The sequence below is a fragment of the Lamprobacter modestohalophilus genome, assembly GCF_016583905.1.
In the GTDB taxonomy this organism is placed as follows: domain Bacteria; phylum Pseudomonadota; class Gammaproteobacteria; order Chromatiales; family Chromatiaceae; genus Lamprobacter; species Lamprobacter modestohalophilus.
The window spans coordinates 35104-49025 of the sequence record NZ_NRRY01000004.1 but is presented as its reverse complement, the minus strand read 5'-3'; the positions used below and the strand labels follow the sequence as shown (position 1 = coordinate 49025).

General features: G+C 62.1%; 12 protein-coding genes and 3 tRNA genes. 6 read left to right on the top strand and 9 right to left on the bottom strand.

Annotated elements, in window-relative coordinates; translation table 11 throughout:
* Positions 1-3: 3 nt before the first annotated feature.
* Positions 4-747 (bottom strand): UDP-2,3-diacylglucosamine diphosphatase, encoded by a 744-nt coding sequence (locus CKO42_RS04110; RefSeq protein WP_200239911.1) that lies wholly within the window; start codon positions 745-747, stop codon positions 4-6.
* A 68-nt stretch (positions 748-815) separates the two neighbouring features.
* Positions 816-1304 (bottom strand): peptidylprolyl isomerase, encoded by a 489-nt coding sequence (locus CKO42_RS04105; protein WP_200239662.1) that lies wholly within the window; start codon positions 1302-1304, stop codon positions 816-818.
* Between the two features lie 323 nt (positions 1305-1627).
* On the opposite strand from CKO42_RS04105, the gene cysS reads away from it, so the two are divergent.
* Positions 1628-3022: a cysteine--tRNA ligase gene (cysS, locus tag CKO42_RS04100; protein ID WP_200239660.1), complete on the top strand. Its 1395-nt coding sequence runs from the start codon at positions 1628-1630 to the stop codon at positions 3020-3022.
* 179 nt (positions 3023-3201) lie between these two features.
* Here the strand turns inward: cysS and folD are convergent, their stop codons facing one another.
* Positions 3202-4065, bottom strand: coding sequence for a bifunctional methylenetetrahydrofolate dehydrogenase/methenyltetrahydrofolate cyclohydrolase FolD (gene folD, locus CKO42_RS04095; protein ID WP_200239658.1), 864 nt, complete (start codon positions 4063-4065; stop codon positions 3202-3204).
* Positions 4066-4261: 196 nt separating this feature from the next.
* Here folD and CKO42_RS04090 point away from each other — a divergent pair.
* The 3 genes from CKO42_RS04090 (at position 4262) to CKO42_RS04080 (ending at position 4661) form a co-directional block, all read left to right on the top strand.
* A tRNA-Pro gene (locus CKO42_RS04090) sits at positions 4262-4338 on the top strand.
* 83 nt (positions 4339-4421) lie between these two features.
* Positions 4422-4498 (top strand) — tRNA-Arg (locus CKO42_RS04085).
* 87 nt (positions 4499-4585) lie between these two features.
* Positions 4586-4661 (top strand) — tRNA-His (locus CKO42_RS04080).
* A 284-nt stretch (positions 4662-4945) separates the two neighbouring features.
* Here the strand turns inward: CKO42_RS04080 and CKO42_RS04075 are convergent.
* The 6 genes from CKO42_RS04075 to CKO42_RS04050 all read right to left on the bottom strand — a co-directional run bounded on the left by CKO42_RS04075 (position 4946) and on the right by CKO42_RS04050 (position 11664).
* A complete protein-coding gene (locus CKO42_RS04075) occupies positions 4946-6775 on the bottom strand; it encodes an ATP-binding protein (RefSeq protein WP_200239656.1) in 1830 nt (609 codons plus the stop codon).
* Positions 6776-6894: 119 nt separating this feature from the next.
* Entirely contained in the window at positions 6895-8229 is a 1335-nt protein-coding gene (locus CKO42_RS04070; protein WP_200239653.1) for an MFS transporter, read from the bottom strand.
* A gap of 140 nt (positions 8230-8369) precedes the next feature.
* Complete coding sequence (locus CKO42_RS04065; protein ID WP_200239651.1) at positions 8370-8816, bottom strand: DsrE family protein; 447 nt, start codon at positions 8814-8816, stop codon at positions 8370-8372.
* A gap of 44 nt (positions 8817-8860) precedes the next feature.
* Positions 8861-10282 (bottom strand): PhoH family protein, encoded by a 1422-nt coding sequence (locus CKO42_RS04060; protein WP_200239649.1) that lies wholly within the window; start codon positions 10280-10282, stop codon positions 8861-8863.
* Between the two features lie 179 nt (positions 10283-10461).
* On the bottom strand, positions 10462-10929 hold the full coding sequence (locus CKO42_RS04055; RefSeq protein WP_200239647.1) for a peroxiredoxin: 468 nt from the start codon (positions 10927-10929) through the stop codon (positions 10462-10464).
* 195 nt (positions 10930-11124) lie between these two features.
* Complete coding sequence (locus CKO42_RS04050) at positions 11125-11664, bottom strand: glycine cleavage system transcriptional repressor (RefSeq protein WP_200239645.1); 540 nt, start codon at positions 11662-11664, stop codon at positions 11125-11127.
* A 163-nt stretch (positions 11665-11827) separates the two neighbouring features.
* Here CKO42_RS04050 and dapA point away from each other — a divergent pair, with 163 nt between their 5' ends.
* Both dapA and bamC read left to right on the top strand, forming a co-directional pair.
* The gene (gene dapA / locus CKO42_RS04045) at positions 11828-12703 is read left to right on the top strand and encodes a 4-hydroxy-tetrahydrodipicolinate synthase (RefSeq protein WP_200239643.1); all 876 of its coding nucleotides are present in this window, start codon (positions 11828-11830) and stop codon (positions 12701-12703) included.
* A 38-nt stretch (positions 12704-12741) separates the two neighbouring features.
* Complete coding sequence (gene bamC, locus CKO42_RS04040) at positions 12742-13920, top strand: outer membrane protein assembly factor BamC (protein WP_200239641.1); 1179 nt, start codon at positions 12742-12744, stop codon at positions 13918-13920.
* Positions 13921-13922: the final 2 nt, after the last annotated feature.

The following is a 13922-nucleotide window of genomic DNA, read 5'->3' as shown; positions in this document are numbered from 1 at the left end:
TTGTCAGCGCGTGCAACCAGCGCCATTAGCCGTCCAGGGCTCACGGCGCCAGGTGCCGGCCTGATGCACGAGAAGCTCGCCGCGGTCGTCCGTCCAGTCGCATAACACCTGTCTCAGCGCCGGCAGACCGTCTAGCTCTAGGGCATGATCCTGCGGCCGATGGGTATGTCCATGGATCAGCCTGCGCACCCCAGCGCGGCGCATCAGCCTGCTGACTGCAGCGCTATTCACATCCATGATCGCGTCGGGCTTTTGCGCCATCGCCTCACCGCTGCGCTGTCGATAGCTGGCGGCGATGCGTCGTCGTTTGCTCAGCGGCGACCAGAGAAAGAGGCGCTGCACGATCGGATTTCTCACTCGCCGTCGAAAGCGCTGGTAGGCCAGGTCGTCGGTGCAGAGCAGATCGCCGTGCATGAGCAAGGTTGGCTCGTCGTCGAGCTGGATCAGGCAAGGGTCGCGAATGAGGTGACAGCCGGTCGCCCACGCGAATCGCCGCCCAAGCAGGAAGTCGCGGTTGCCATGCATGATCGAGCAGCGGGTGCCCCGATCAGTGAGCCGCTTGAGTGCGGCTCGCACCTCGGGCAGCGGGTCGTCGTCGTCCCCGATCCAGGCATCGAACAGGTCACCGAGAACGAAGAGCTGAGTTGCCGCCGGCGCGCGCTGCTCGAGAAAATCGATGAAGAGCTGGATGAGCGCAGGCCGCTGTGGCGAGAGATGCAGATCCGAGATGAACAGCGTCTCGCCCACGGGCGGTGTTGCATCCGCCGAACGGCGTTCTCTAACAGCACGGAGCTGGCGGTCTGACGGACAATCGTTCAATCAGTGATCTCGGCCTTCTCGATGATCACATCGTCGATCGGAACGTCTTGATGGCCTTGCCGACCGCCCGTCTTGCTGTTCTTGATGGCGTTGACAACATCCATGCCCTCGGCGACCCGGCCGAACACGCAGTAGCCCCACCCATCTTGTCCCGGATGGTCAAGGAAGCTGTTGTCCGAGACGTTGATGAAGAATTGAGACGAGGCGGAATGTGGATCGTTGGTGCGTGCCATCGCGACCGTGCCAGCCGTGTTCTTGAGGCCGTTGTTGGCCTCGTTCTCGATCGGCGGCCGGGTCGGCTTCGGTGTGAAGTTGACGTCCATGCCGCCACCCTGAATCATGAAACCGTCGATCACGCGATGAAACAGCGTGCCGTCGTAGTGGCCGTCGCGAACGTACTGCTCGAAATTCTCGGCAGTGACTGGTGCGTTGTCGTGATCGAGCTCGATCAGGATGTCGCCGTGGTTGGTCTGAAGCTTAATCATTGGGTGTCTCCGTTGTGTCTCGCTTCAGCTTATCAAAACTAAGCCCTAGATTCGCCCATCGGTTCGCCCATCGGCGCCCGTTTGAGGTCTGCGACGGCGCTCGCGTTGAGTCGCGGGATGGTGATCAGCAGCCCGTTTGGGTCCGCCTGTGCCCTTTGTGATCGTGAAACCAGCGCTCCATCCGCCGGGTTGGCGACGCGTTAACCTGAATCTCACGCGATTCATTTTCCGGGGTGGCGCCGCGCTGTGATCGTTAGGTACGTTAGTATTCTTTATCTGCCCTGCATATGCCCCGCATCTGTCCTGCATAGACATCACTTGATATGTTGCACATCCACAATAGCCTGACTCGCCGCAAGGCCCCGTTCCAGCCGATCGAGCCCGGTAAGGTCCGGATGTACGTCTGTGGCATGACCGTCTACGACTACTGCCATCTTGGTCATGCGCGGGTGCTGGTGGTGTTCGATGTGATCTACCGTTGGCTGATGCGCAGCGGCTTCGATGTCACCTATGTCCGCAACATCACGGACATCGACGATAAGATCTTGGCGCGTGCGGCCGAGAACGGCGAGGCGTTCGGCGAGCTGACCGAACGTTTCATCGGTGCCATGCACGAGGACGCGGCCGCACTCGGCATCCTGCCGCCCGCTGATGAGCCGCGCGCGACAGCCCATATCGACGAGATCGTGGCGATGATCCAGCGCCTGATCGAGAACGGGCATGCTTACGCGGCCGACAACGGCGACGTCTACTACGCCGTCGCGAGCTTCCCCGGTTATGGTCGTCTGTCCGGCAAGGACCCCAAAGATCTGCGGGCTGGCGCCCGGGTTGAGGTCGACGAGGCCAAGCGTGATCCGCTCGACTTCGCGCTCTGGAAGGCGGCCAAGCCCGGTGAGCCGGCTTGGGCCGCGCCTTGGGGCGAAGGGCGCCCGGGCTGGCACATCGAGTGCTCGGCCATGTCGACCTGCCGCTTAGGCAATCATTTCGACATCCACGGCGGCGGCGCTGATCTGCAGTTCCCGCATCACGAGAACGAGATCGCGCAGTCCGAGGGCGCGACCGGTGAGCCCTTCGTCAACGTCTGGATTCACAACGGTTTCGTCCGCGTCAACGACGAGAAGATGTCGAAGTCGCTGGGCAACTTCTTCACCGTGCGCGAGATCCTCGAGCGCTATCAGCCTGAAGAGGTGCGCTACTTCATCCTCAGCAGTCATTACCGCAGCCCGCTCAACTACGACGACAGCCAGCTCGATGGCGCTCGCGCCGCGCTCAGCAGGCTGTATACGGCCCTGCGCGGGCTCCCAGCGGCAGCGGCAGATGCGGCTGGCGGTGAGCAGGCGCGGGAGCGCTTTACGGCGGCGATGGACGATGATTTCAATACCCCCGAGGCGCTCGCGGTGCTGTTCGATCTAGCGCGCGAGATCAACCGCCTCCGTGACACCGATCCGCCGGTCGCGGCTGGGCTCGGCGCCGAGCTGCGCGAGCTTGCAGGCGTGCTCGGCCTGCTCGAGCAAGATCCCGATGCCTATCTGCGTGGCGAAGGGGCGGCGCGGACATCGGGTCCGAGTGATGCTGAGATCGAGGCCTTGATTGCAGCGCGTGCCGAGGCGCGGCGAGCACGCAACTTCGCGGAGGCTGATCGTCTTCGCGACCAGCTGCAGGCCACGGGGATTCAGCTCGAGGATGGTGCCGGTGGCACCACCTGGCGCCGCGGCTAAGGAGCCGTCCATTTTCTACTTCCCGATTCTTGCCGGACAGTGGCGCTTAAATCGGGAAGCAGTTAGTGGACGCTTTCTAAGGAGCCTTGCGTGCTGTCGTTTGCTGGCGTGCGGTCATGCTGGCGAGCTGCCATGCTGTTGCGCTGGCAATGCCGCATCTGGGCGTTGCCCGTGACCCGCTAGACTGAGCGGTTGTCGGCAAGGTCAGCGGCCTGCAAGGTATTCTCGAGCAGGCTAGCGATCGTCATGGGTCCAACGCCGCCGGGCACGGGTGTGATCCAGCTCGCGTGCTGTCGTGCGGCTTCAAAGTCGACATCGCCGCAGAGCTTGCCGGACGCATCCCGGTTCATGCCGACATCGATCACGATGGCGCCAGGCTTGATCCAATCACCCGGCACGAAGCGCTCGCGGCCGATTGCGACCACTAGAATATCCGCACTCCTTGCCTTCTCAGCCAGATCTTTGGTCCGACTATGGCAGACCGTGATGGTGCAGCGTGCTGCGAGCAGCTCCAGAGCCATCGGGCGACCGACAATATTCGACTGGCCGATGATGACAGCGTCTAAGCCCTCAAGCGATTGTCCGGTGCGCTCGAGCAGCGTCATCACACCCTTCGGTGTGCACGGGCGCAGCACCGGCATGCGCAGCGACAATCGGCCGACATTGTAGGGATGGAATCCGTCGACATCCTTGGTTGGCAGGATGCGCTCGATCACGGCCTCGGGATCGATCTGTGCCGGTAGCGGAAGCTGCACGAGAATGCCGTGGATGGCCGGATCGGCATTCAGGCGATCGACCACCTCGAGCAGCCCCGCTTGCGAGACGCTGGCGGGTAGCTCGTGCAGCTCGGAGTGGAACCCCACCTCGGCGCAAGCCTTGTGCTTGTTGCGTACATAAACCTGCGAGGCTGGATTCTCGCCGACTAGGACAACAGCAAGACCGGGTGCCGTTCGGCCCGCTTTCAAGCGCGCCGCGACACTCGCTGCCACATCGGTGCGGACTTCGGCCGCGATCGCTTTGCCGTCAAGACTCTGTGCGCTCATCTGTGCTGTGCTCCCACTCAGGCTAGCCTGTCATGCTAACCCGGTCGCGGCCCACCTGCATTGGTCTGGCGCAAGCAGGTTGACCGATGCATTGACGCCAGCACCCCAACCGCGTACCCTATATCGGCTTAGTCGCTCCAAGTGGGGTGGCAGGGTGGGGCCGTTCGATGAGCCCTGCTGCGATGGAATTTTATATCGGGGTATAGCGCAGTCTGGTAGCGCGCCTGCTTTGGGAGCAGGATGTCGGGGGTTCGAATCCCTCTACCCCGACCATATTCGGCGCTTCGAGCGCCTGCTGATGCTTATAGAGCAGACGAAGATTGGAGCTTCTCCAGTCGGCGACGACCGATGCACGAGCGCCCGTAGCTCAGCTGGATAGAGCAACGGCCTTCTAAGCCGTTGGTCGCAGGTTCGAGTCCTGCCGGGCGCGCCAAACGCCCCTTGACACAGGCTCTGGAATGATAGAGCTTGACTGTCGTCATCCGCCGAGCACCGTGCATCGGCGGATCTGGTTTCAATGGTGGACGTAGCTCAGTTGGTAGAGCACAGGATTGTGGCTCCTGCGGTCGTGGGTTCGATCCCCATCGTCCACCCCAAAGCAATAAAAGGCCTCGATGAATATCGAGGCCTTTTTTGTTTTCGCCGATGTTTTCGGCCGCTGCTTTGGCGGCCTGGCCGGCGATGACCGGAACATCTGGAATCGAAGTTCTGGAATCGAAGTTCTGGAATCGAAGTGCGCTGGATCGTTTGTCTTCGAATCGCGTCGTCGAGAACGTAGCGGGGCGATGCGCAAGGCGGGCGAAAAGACCAGATGCTCGGCTACTCCGTGGACGGTTGCTGCTGGCGGTTGTGCGGCAGCCACTGAGCGAGGCGCCTGTTGCTAAGCCCCAAGCCCCTTGACGACCGCCTCATGCAACAGCGCTTGGCGAACCGGCTTGAGCAGGCTGATGACGATGCCGGCGCGCCGGGCGTCTTCACCGGGATAGCCCATTGAGCTCAGCATCAGCAATGGGGTGTTGGCAATCGCGACGTCGCCCTTGATCAGTTGCGCCAGCTCGATGCCGTCGATATCGGGCATTTGCATGTCAAGGATCGCGAGTCGGAACGGCTTGCCTTGCTCGACTGCCTGATGCAAGGCCTTCAGGGCGGTCGACGCACCGTCGGTGGTGGTCGCCTCAGCACCCCATCGAACCAGGTACTTCTCAAGGATCATCCGATTAGTTCGATTGTCATCGACGATCAAGACCCGAATACCGACCAAGTCAGCGTCAATATCCTCTGTGCTGGTCTGCGCCTGGGCCAGTCGCACCCTGAACCAGAAGGTCGAGCCCTCGCCGAGGCGGCTGTCGAATCCGATCTCGCCACCCATCATTTCGATCAGTCGCTTGGAGATGACCAGACCAAGCCCGGTGCCGCCGAAGCGTCGGGTGGTTGAGGCGTCGGCCTGCGTGAACGGTTGGAACAGGGTCTTGGCAATCTCTGGCTCGATGCCGATTCCGCTGTCGCGGATCTGGACCTTGATTTCGATCCAATCGTTGTTGGCTTCTGTCAGGCGTGCCTCGACCACCACCTCGCCCTCATTGGTGAATTTGACGGCATTGCCCATGAGGTTGTTCAGCACTTGGCGCAGCCGGTACGGATCGCCACGCACGCGTGGCGGGACATCGCTCTCGACGAAGGTCACGATCTCCAGGTCCTTCTCGCGCGCACTGGATGCGACCAACGCAGCGACCTCTTCGATGGTGGCGCCGAGGTTGAAGTCGAGCTCTTGCAGATCGAGCTTGCCAGACTCGATCTTGGAGAGGTCGAGGATGTCGTTGATGATGCCGAGCAGGACGTTGCTGGATTTCTCTGCCGTGTCGATAAACGCGAGCTGCTGCTCGCTCAGGTTGCCATCGCGCAACAGGTCAAGCATGCCCATGACACCGTTCATCGGCGTGCGGATCTCGTGGCTCATGACGGCGAGGAACTGGCTCTTGGCGCGATCTGCGGCCATGGCCTTGTCGCGTGTCTCAGCAAGCTCCTGCATCTGGCGCTTGGTCTCGGTCAGGTCACGCGCGATGGCGGTAAACACCGGATAATTGCCCATGACTACCTCGCTGATCGCGAGGTAGAGTGGGAAGCTTGTGCCATTGCGGCGCAGGCCATGGACCTCGAGCGCAGCATTCAGCGGCGGCTCGGAGCCGACGCGAGCCGCGGCCAGGCGGATCTTGGTTTCGATCTGCTGGCGATACTCTGGTGCAAGCAGGATCGATAAGGATTGGCCTCGGGCCTCTTTGCTGGGCTGGCCGAAGATCCGCTCAGCGGCAGCATTGAGCGCGACAAGTCGACCATTACCGTCGATGTGGATGGCGCCGTCGACCATATTGTCGACGATGGCGCGGTTGCGCTCGCGGCTCGCGGCAAGTTGGCCGATCTTCTGAAGACATGAGCGTGCAAAGGCGAGCGCAATCAAGACTGCAAGGAGCAGGGCGCTGGCCTTGGCCGCGAGCACCCAGGCGTTCGCCTGTGGCAGTCCCTGCTCCGCGAATTCTGTGAGAGCGTAGTGATTGTTGGCGTGCATGTGGACCTGGTCTTGCACATGTCCAATCAGCCAGACATCCACCAAGATGCTAGCGAATGCGAACAAGAAGACGATGATCACGCCAAGCCCGAGACTTCGGCGTGGCGCGCAAGTCAGGTCGAATTGCTTTGGCTGGACATTCGGCATCGATTGGTCTGCGTATCGGGAATCCGAAGCAGGTTGGATGAGTGGCTGCTCGGTTGGGCCGGGCTCATCATAACGCCCCCAGCCGAGCTGAGTGTCGATTCACACCGCTCGCCTGTCGGTTAGCGGCCGCTTCGGGCCTCGGCTGCCGCATGTTTTGCGACTGGAGGACGTGGCTTGTGCAGCCGCACAGCCAGACTGGCCAGGAATAAGAGGATGTTGATCGCGCCGACGACGACGAAGGGTGCACGGGGATCGACGGCGTCGAAGAGGCGCCCGCCGGCTAAGGTGATCAACAGGATGCCAAAGGCGCCTGAGATATTGAAGGCGCCCAAGACGGAGCCGCGCTTGGTGACCGGCGCCTCCTGGCCGATCAGCGATTGCCCAGCGAGGAACACACTGATCTGTCCGATGCCGAGCAGAATGAAGAAGATGATGCCGTCGTTGGCGAGCGGATCATCCAGGAGCAGGAGCGACAGGTTTCCAATTGCAGCGAGGACCATGCAGATCGCGAGCCCGGTTGCGCGGTCGAGTCGATCGAGGATCGGGCCGAGTATTGGTGCCCAGAGCAGCGCCGAGATCTGGGCGATGACGAAGATCAGCGTGCCGTTCATGACCGCTTCTGCGGAGCTCATGCCAGCGGCCTTACCGGCCAGCGTGCCCCAAAGGATCAAGAAGGTGGCATTGACGGATTGGTCACCGCGGGCGATGAAAGCGGCGGAGTAAGCCAGCGCAACGCGTGGATTGCGGGCCTCGGAGAAACCGCTGACGAACAACTGTCGCACGCTCGGACGCTGCTCGCGCGCGACCGGAACCCCGCCCTTGAGCCCGAATTGGACCACAACAGCCGCGAGCACACAGACCCCCGCGACCGCGAAGTGGGTGATGCGGCCGGCGCTCTCGCCGTCGAAACCAGCGGCAACCAGTTGTTCGGGTAAGGCGCCAAAGCCCTGGTTGGTGAACACGATCCCGAGTCCGCTGAGCACGCCAATCATCGCCACCAGCTTGCCGCGGGATTGCTCGGCCGGATAATCCACCAGCACCGTCGAGAGCGCCCCAGCAACTGCGACTACTCCAAGACCATAGAGGATGCGGTAGTAGTAGAGCGCGTCGACGGTCTCCGCCAACGGATAGAGCACATAGGTCAACGCGAGGAACAAAAAGCCAACCGCATAGATCGAGCGTCGGCTGATGCGATCGATCAGCACCCCCGCGGGCAGGAAGAACAGTAGGGTCACGATCTCGGTCCAAAACACCAGATCGCCGCTGATGGCGCCCTGCTCGGATTCTGGTACCCCGAGGTGCTCATTGAGCACATAGGTCTGGCCAATGGTGACGAAGGTCATCATGCCAATGGTGAGGAAGGCGGCGACCAAGAAGCTCCCAGCGTGCCGGCGCTCGACGCCGGGGGCCAGGGTGATCGGGCCGAGCTTGATCTCGGAGGCGGGGTGCATCATGAGCCAGCTCGCTTGGCGGTCGCCCAAATCAGAAGGCGGTCAGGGTTAAGGGAGAGGTGGCGGCCGGGGCCGCCGGGGAGCGCTGCCGATCAGATGATCGGCCTTCAAGCACGTAAGGGCGCACTTAAGGGCGCAGGCGCCTAAGGACGAAGGTAGACGTAGCCTTCCGACTGCAGTTCGGCGATCCGGGTGACGCCACCCTTCTCTGCGATAACGAAGCCGGTGAGCAGTTCGTCGCGCTCGAAGCCGAGGGCGGTCAGGGTATTGGCGCAGGCCTCGAAGGTGACGCCTTGCTCCTGCAGTTTGGCGACGTTCTCTCGCACCTTGTTCACGGCCTCGATGTCATGGAACCGCTTCACGGCAGGTCCGTGCGAGACCAGCACGATGTTGATCTTCTCGGGTCCGCCGATGCCCTCGATGTGGTTCTGGATGTTGTTCAGCACGAAGCCGACCTTGTCTTCCTCGCTGACGTGATAGACCACGTCGAGCTTGTCGTCAGCGGCCATGGCGGCGCTTGCCGCGATTAGCAGGCTGATACCCAGCAGGCTCAAGCCCAGCAGTGTGTTGCGCAGTTTTTGATTGATCATTGTTATTCCTCTCATCAAACCTAAACGGTCGTCGGAAGCAGTGTTTATAGGGCGCCCGAGGCGAAGTCCGCGAGCCTGGAGCGCTCGCCTCGCAGCAGGGTGATGTGGCCGCTGTGCTCCCAATCCTTGAAGCGATCCACAACATAGGTTAAGCCCGAGGTGGTCTCGGTCAGATAGGGGGTGTCGATCTGCGCGATATTGCCCAGGCAGACGATCTTGGTGCCGGGGCCGGCGCGGGTGATCAGGGTCTTCATCTGTTTGGCGGTCAGGTTCTGCGCCTCATCGAGGATGATGTACTTGTGCAGAAAGGTCCGCCCGCGCATGTAGTTCAGGGACGAGATGCGAATGCGGTTGCGCACCAGATCATTGGTGGCGGCGCGGCCCCAGTCGCCGCCCTCGGTTTGCGTGAGCACCTCGAGATTGTCCATCAGGGCACCCATCCAGGGCGTCATCTTCTCTTCTTCGGTGCCGGGCAAGAAGCCGATGTCCTCGCCAACCGGGACCGTTACCCGGGTCATGATGATCTCGCGGTAGTGCGCGCGGTCGAGCACCTGGGCCAACCCAGCGGCGAGGGCGAGCAGGGTCTTGCCGGTACCGGCGGTGCCCAGCAGGGTGACGAAGTCGAGATCAGGGTCCATGAGCATGTTGAGCGCATAGTTCTGTTCTCGGTTGCGCGCAGTAATGCCCCAGACGTTGTTGCGATGGACCCGATAGTCTTCGGTGAGCTCGATGATCGCTTCGCTCGGACTGCGCTTTTCCCGCACCACCGCCTCGAAGCTGTCGTCGCCCTCGAGGCTCAGACACTCATTGACGTACCAGTCCGAGACATCTGGACCACTGATGCGGTAGAAGGTCCGGCCTTCTTCCTTCCAGGCATCGACCTCCTTGGCATTGTGCTCCCAGAAGTCCTCCGGCAAGGTCGCCATGCCGGTATAGAGTAGGTCAGCGTCATCCAGGACCTGATCGTTCGAGTAGTCCTCGGCTGGGATACCCAGCACCGCGGCCTTGATGCGCAGGTTGATGTCTTTGGAGACAATGACGACCGACCGCCCGCCAGGCTGTTCGCGTCGTTGTAGCCCTAACGCGGTTCCGAGGATGTCATTGTCCGCTGAGGTGCCGGGCAGCGCGCTGGTGACATCAGATCCGAGCAGCTCGGTCTGGAAGATCAGTCGGCCCGTTGGCGCCTCTGTGAAGCCGCGTCCGTACTCGCTCAGCGGGTGGATCGGCAGGCCGGCCTCGATCTCGTCCCGATCTGCGTCGCACATCAGCTGGTCGAGGAACCGGCTGACTTGGCGCACGTTGCGCGCGACCTCCGAGAGTCCCTTTTTGCCGGCGTCTAGCTCCTCGAGCACGATCATCGGTAGGTAGATGTCGTGCTCTTTGAAGCGAAACAGGGCGGTTGGGTCATGCATCAACACGTTGGTGTCGAGCACAAACAGGCAGTGGTCACTGTCGCGCTGGATCATCGATACCTCAGTTCTGGTGCAACCAGATGCTGCGCGTTATCGGGAAACAAGCGCTTCATCGTGCAATGGGCGGGCATGCATCGTGCCGGGCAAGGGGCATCGTCCAGGCTGGCGATGCGCCATGTCCCTGTCCGTGAAACAAGCGCTTCATCCATCGGGGTGGCGATGCGCCGTGTAAGCTAGCCGAGCGCACGGACGGCAGCAAGCACCTCATCGACATGGCCTGGGACCTTGACCCCACGCCATTCCTGGATCAGCGTCCCTTGCTCGTCGATCAGGAAGGTGCTGCGCTCGATGCCGAGCGATTCCTTGCCATACATCTTCTTCAGCTTGATGACATCGAAGGCCTTGCACAGGACCTCGTCCTTGTCCGACAGCAGATCGAAGGTGAAGCTTTGCTTGGTCTTGAAGTTCTCCTGGGCCTTGATGCCGTCGCGTGAGGCACCGAGGATGGCGGTGTTGGCGGCGGCGAAATCGGCCGCGGCGGCGGTGAAGTCGAGGCCTTCCTGGGTGCAGCCGGAGGTGCTGGCCTTCGGGTAGAAGAACAGCACCAGGCGCTGGCCGCGAAAATCACTGAGCTTCAGCGCCTTGTCGCCGGTGGCCGGCAGTTCGATGTCAGGGACGGGCTCGTTGATCGCAACGGACATAAGCATCACCTCGAATGTGGCGTGGAGTCGACATGCAGCTCGGCTTGGCCCTGCCCTGGTTGCCACGCAGCAGCTGCTGCATGGCGCGGAACTCGACGCATAACGAGCCTAATGGCACGCATAACGAGCGTCAGAGCGCAGATAGCCGAAGCCTCTGTGGATATCAGGTCTCGCTGCTGAATTGGAAGCTCGGTGCTAGGCCTTTTGCGGCTCCAGCACGGCATCCAGGTTGAGCCCGTCGCAGTAATCCATGAATTCTTCGCGTAGTGTCGCGATGTGTGTGTCTGACGGGATGCCGACCGTCATGTGCACCGCAAACATCGGCGTTCCGGTGTGTGCGGCCGCATAGGTCGTGGTCGCCATATCCTCGATATTGATCCGCCGCTCGGCGAAGAAGCCGGCGAGGTTATTGACGATGCCGGGATGGTCCATGGCGATCACATCGACCGCATAGGGGAGCTTACCCTCGCCTTGCGCACGGGCGCCGGTGCGCTTGCAGACGATGGTTAGGTCGAGCGAGCGCTGCAGCTCAGGCAGTGCGTTCTCGACCTTAGCGAGGGTGTTCCACTTCCCTTCGACCAGCAGGATCGCTGCGAACTCGCCGCCCAGTACCGTCATGCGGCTGTCTTCGATATTGCAGCCATGCTCGAGGATACTGCGCGAGAGATCGTTGACCAGGCCGGGATGGTCGGCACCGACCGCGGAGATGACGAGGTAAGTCTTGTGCGTAGCCATTTCGCTGATGTTTCCTGAGCGCTCGCGGCAAGGAGGGCTAAAGTGTAGCAGCAAGCGGTGATCTCGAGCCAAGTGCCGCAATGGGCGCTGCGTGCGTGCTTGTAAAGCCTTAACGCGCCAAGATACCATCGCTCTCTGATTTTTTGCCCGGAGTCTAGACGGAATGATACGAGGCAGCATCGTCGCGCTCGTCACGCCGATGAGCGTGGAAGGCGAAGTAGACGGCGAGGCGCTGAAGCGACTCGTTGATCTGCATGTGCAGTCTGGAACGGCTGCCATCGTCGCCGTTGGAACCACCGGCGAGTCCGCCACGCTCGACGAGGCCGAGCACTGTGAGGTGCTTTCACGCACCGTCGCGGCCGCCGCCGGGCGCATTCCGGTGATCGCGGGAACCGGCGCCAACTCGACCACCGAGGCCATTCGGCTGACGCAATGTGCGGCGGATACCGGCGCGGATGCGGCACTGCTGGTTACCCCCTATTACAACAAGCCGACTCAAGCTGGCCTGATCGCGCACTACCGATGCATCGCCGATGCCGTCGATATTCCGCAGATCCTCTACAACGTGCCTGGGCGAACCGCCTGCGATCTCTTACCAGCGACGGCCTGCGAGCTCGCCAGTCATCCGCGGATCATCGGCATCAAAGATGCCACGGGCGATCTCACCCGCGTCGCCGAGCTGCGCGCAGGCTGTGGCCCAGACTTCGCGATCTACAGCGGCGATGATGCCACCGGTTGCGAACTGATGCTGCAGGGCGGGGATGGCGTGATCTCGGTCACCAACAACGTCGCGCCGGCCCTGATGGCGCAGCTGTGTCAGGTGGCGCTTGCTGGCGAGCGTGACCAAGCGCTCGCGTTGAATGCGCGCCTGGACCCTCTACATCGCAACCTGTTCGTCGAATCCAACCCGATACCGGTGAAATGGGCGCTACACGAGATGGGTCTCATCGGCACCGGGATTCGTCTACCGCTGACTTGGCTCTCCGAATCGCAGCATGCGGTGGTGCGCCAGGCCCTGATCGACGCCGGCGTCTTGTGATCGGCGCACTCAAAGGCACGAGGCATTTGACCATTAACATGAAGACACTGCTGCTCCTGCTGGTTGCCTGGCCACTGCTGCCGCTGACGCTGACCGGTTGTGGCTCGATGAATGTGGAGAAATACCTGCCTGATCGGCAGGTCGAGTACAAGAAGGCGCGGGAGGCGGATGAAAATCTTGCCCTGCCACCGGATCTCGCCGGCGCCAGTTTCAACGATGCGCTCGATATCCCCGGCGCGAGCGGAACGGCGACCTTCTCCACCTATGCCGGCGGTCAAGAGGCGCGCCGGCGCGTTGCAGGAAGCGGCGAGGTCTTGCCGGAGGTCTCTGGCGTGACGCTGAAACGCTCTGGGGATCAGCGCTGGCTCGAGGTCGATGCCTCGCCGCAGGTTGTCTGGCCGCAGGTCGTCGCCTTTTGGCGTCAACAGGGCATCCTGCTCGAGGAGCAGGACCCCGCCGTGGGCGTGATGAAGACCGACTGGCTCGAGAATCGCGCCGAGATCCGCAAGGACTTCGTCACCAACATGATGCGCAAGGTCGCCGGCGGGCTTTATGCCACCTCGACCCGTGACCAATACCGGGTTCGTATCGATGCCGGGCCGCGCTCGGGAACCTCCGAGGTCTATCTGACCCATCGCGGCATGGAGGAGCGCCTAGTGCGCAACACCGTTGGTGAGGGCTCGACCACGGTTTGGGAGCCGGCGCCGACCGATCCGGGCAAAGAGGCGGAGATGCTGCGGCGCCTGATGCTGTCGTTGGGTGTGTCGGATAGCAATGCTCAGCGGATGCTGGCGCAGGGTGGCGGTCGCGCCGCTGCCGGGTCGCCAGCGGGGAGCCGAGCATCGAGCACGGCGCGGCTGGTCAGTGCCGGCGCCGGCAGCGAGCTGGTCATCGAAGAGGAGTTCCGCCGCGCCTGGCGGCAGGTTGGGCTGGCCTTGGATCGGAGCGGGTTCGCCGTCGAAGACCGGGATCGCAGTGCGGGCGTCTTCTTCGTCCGCTACGATGATCCGAACAAGCGCGAGAAGAAGCAGGGTCTGCTCTCCAAGATGGCATTCTGGGATGGTGGCGATCGGCCCGATAAGGCCAAGACCTATCAGATCCGAGTCCAGGGCGATGCGCAGGAGAGTCGCGTGACGGTCCACGATGAGGCCGGCGGGCGCGATACCTCGGCTACTGCGGAGCAGATTCTGCGGTTGTTGAAAGAACAGCTCGGCTGAGC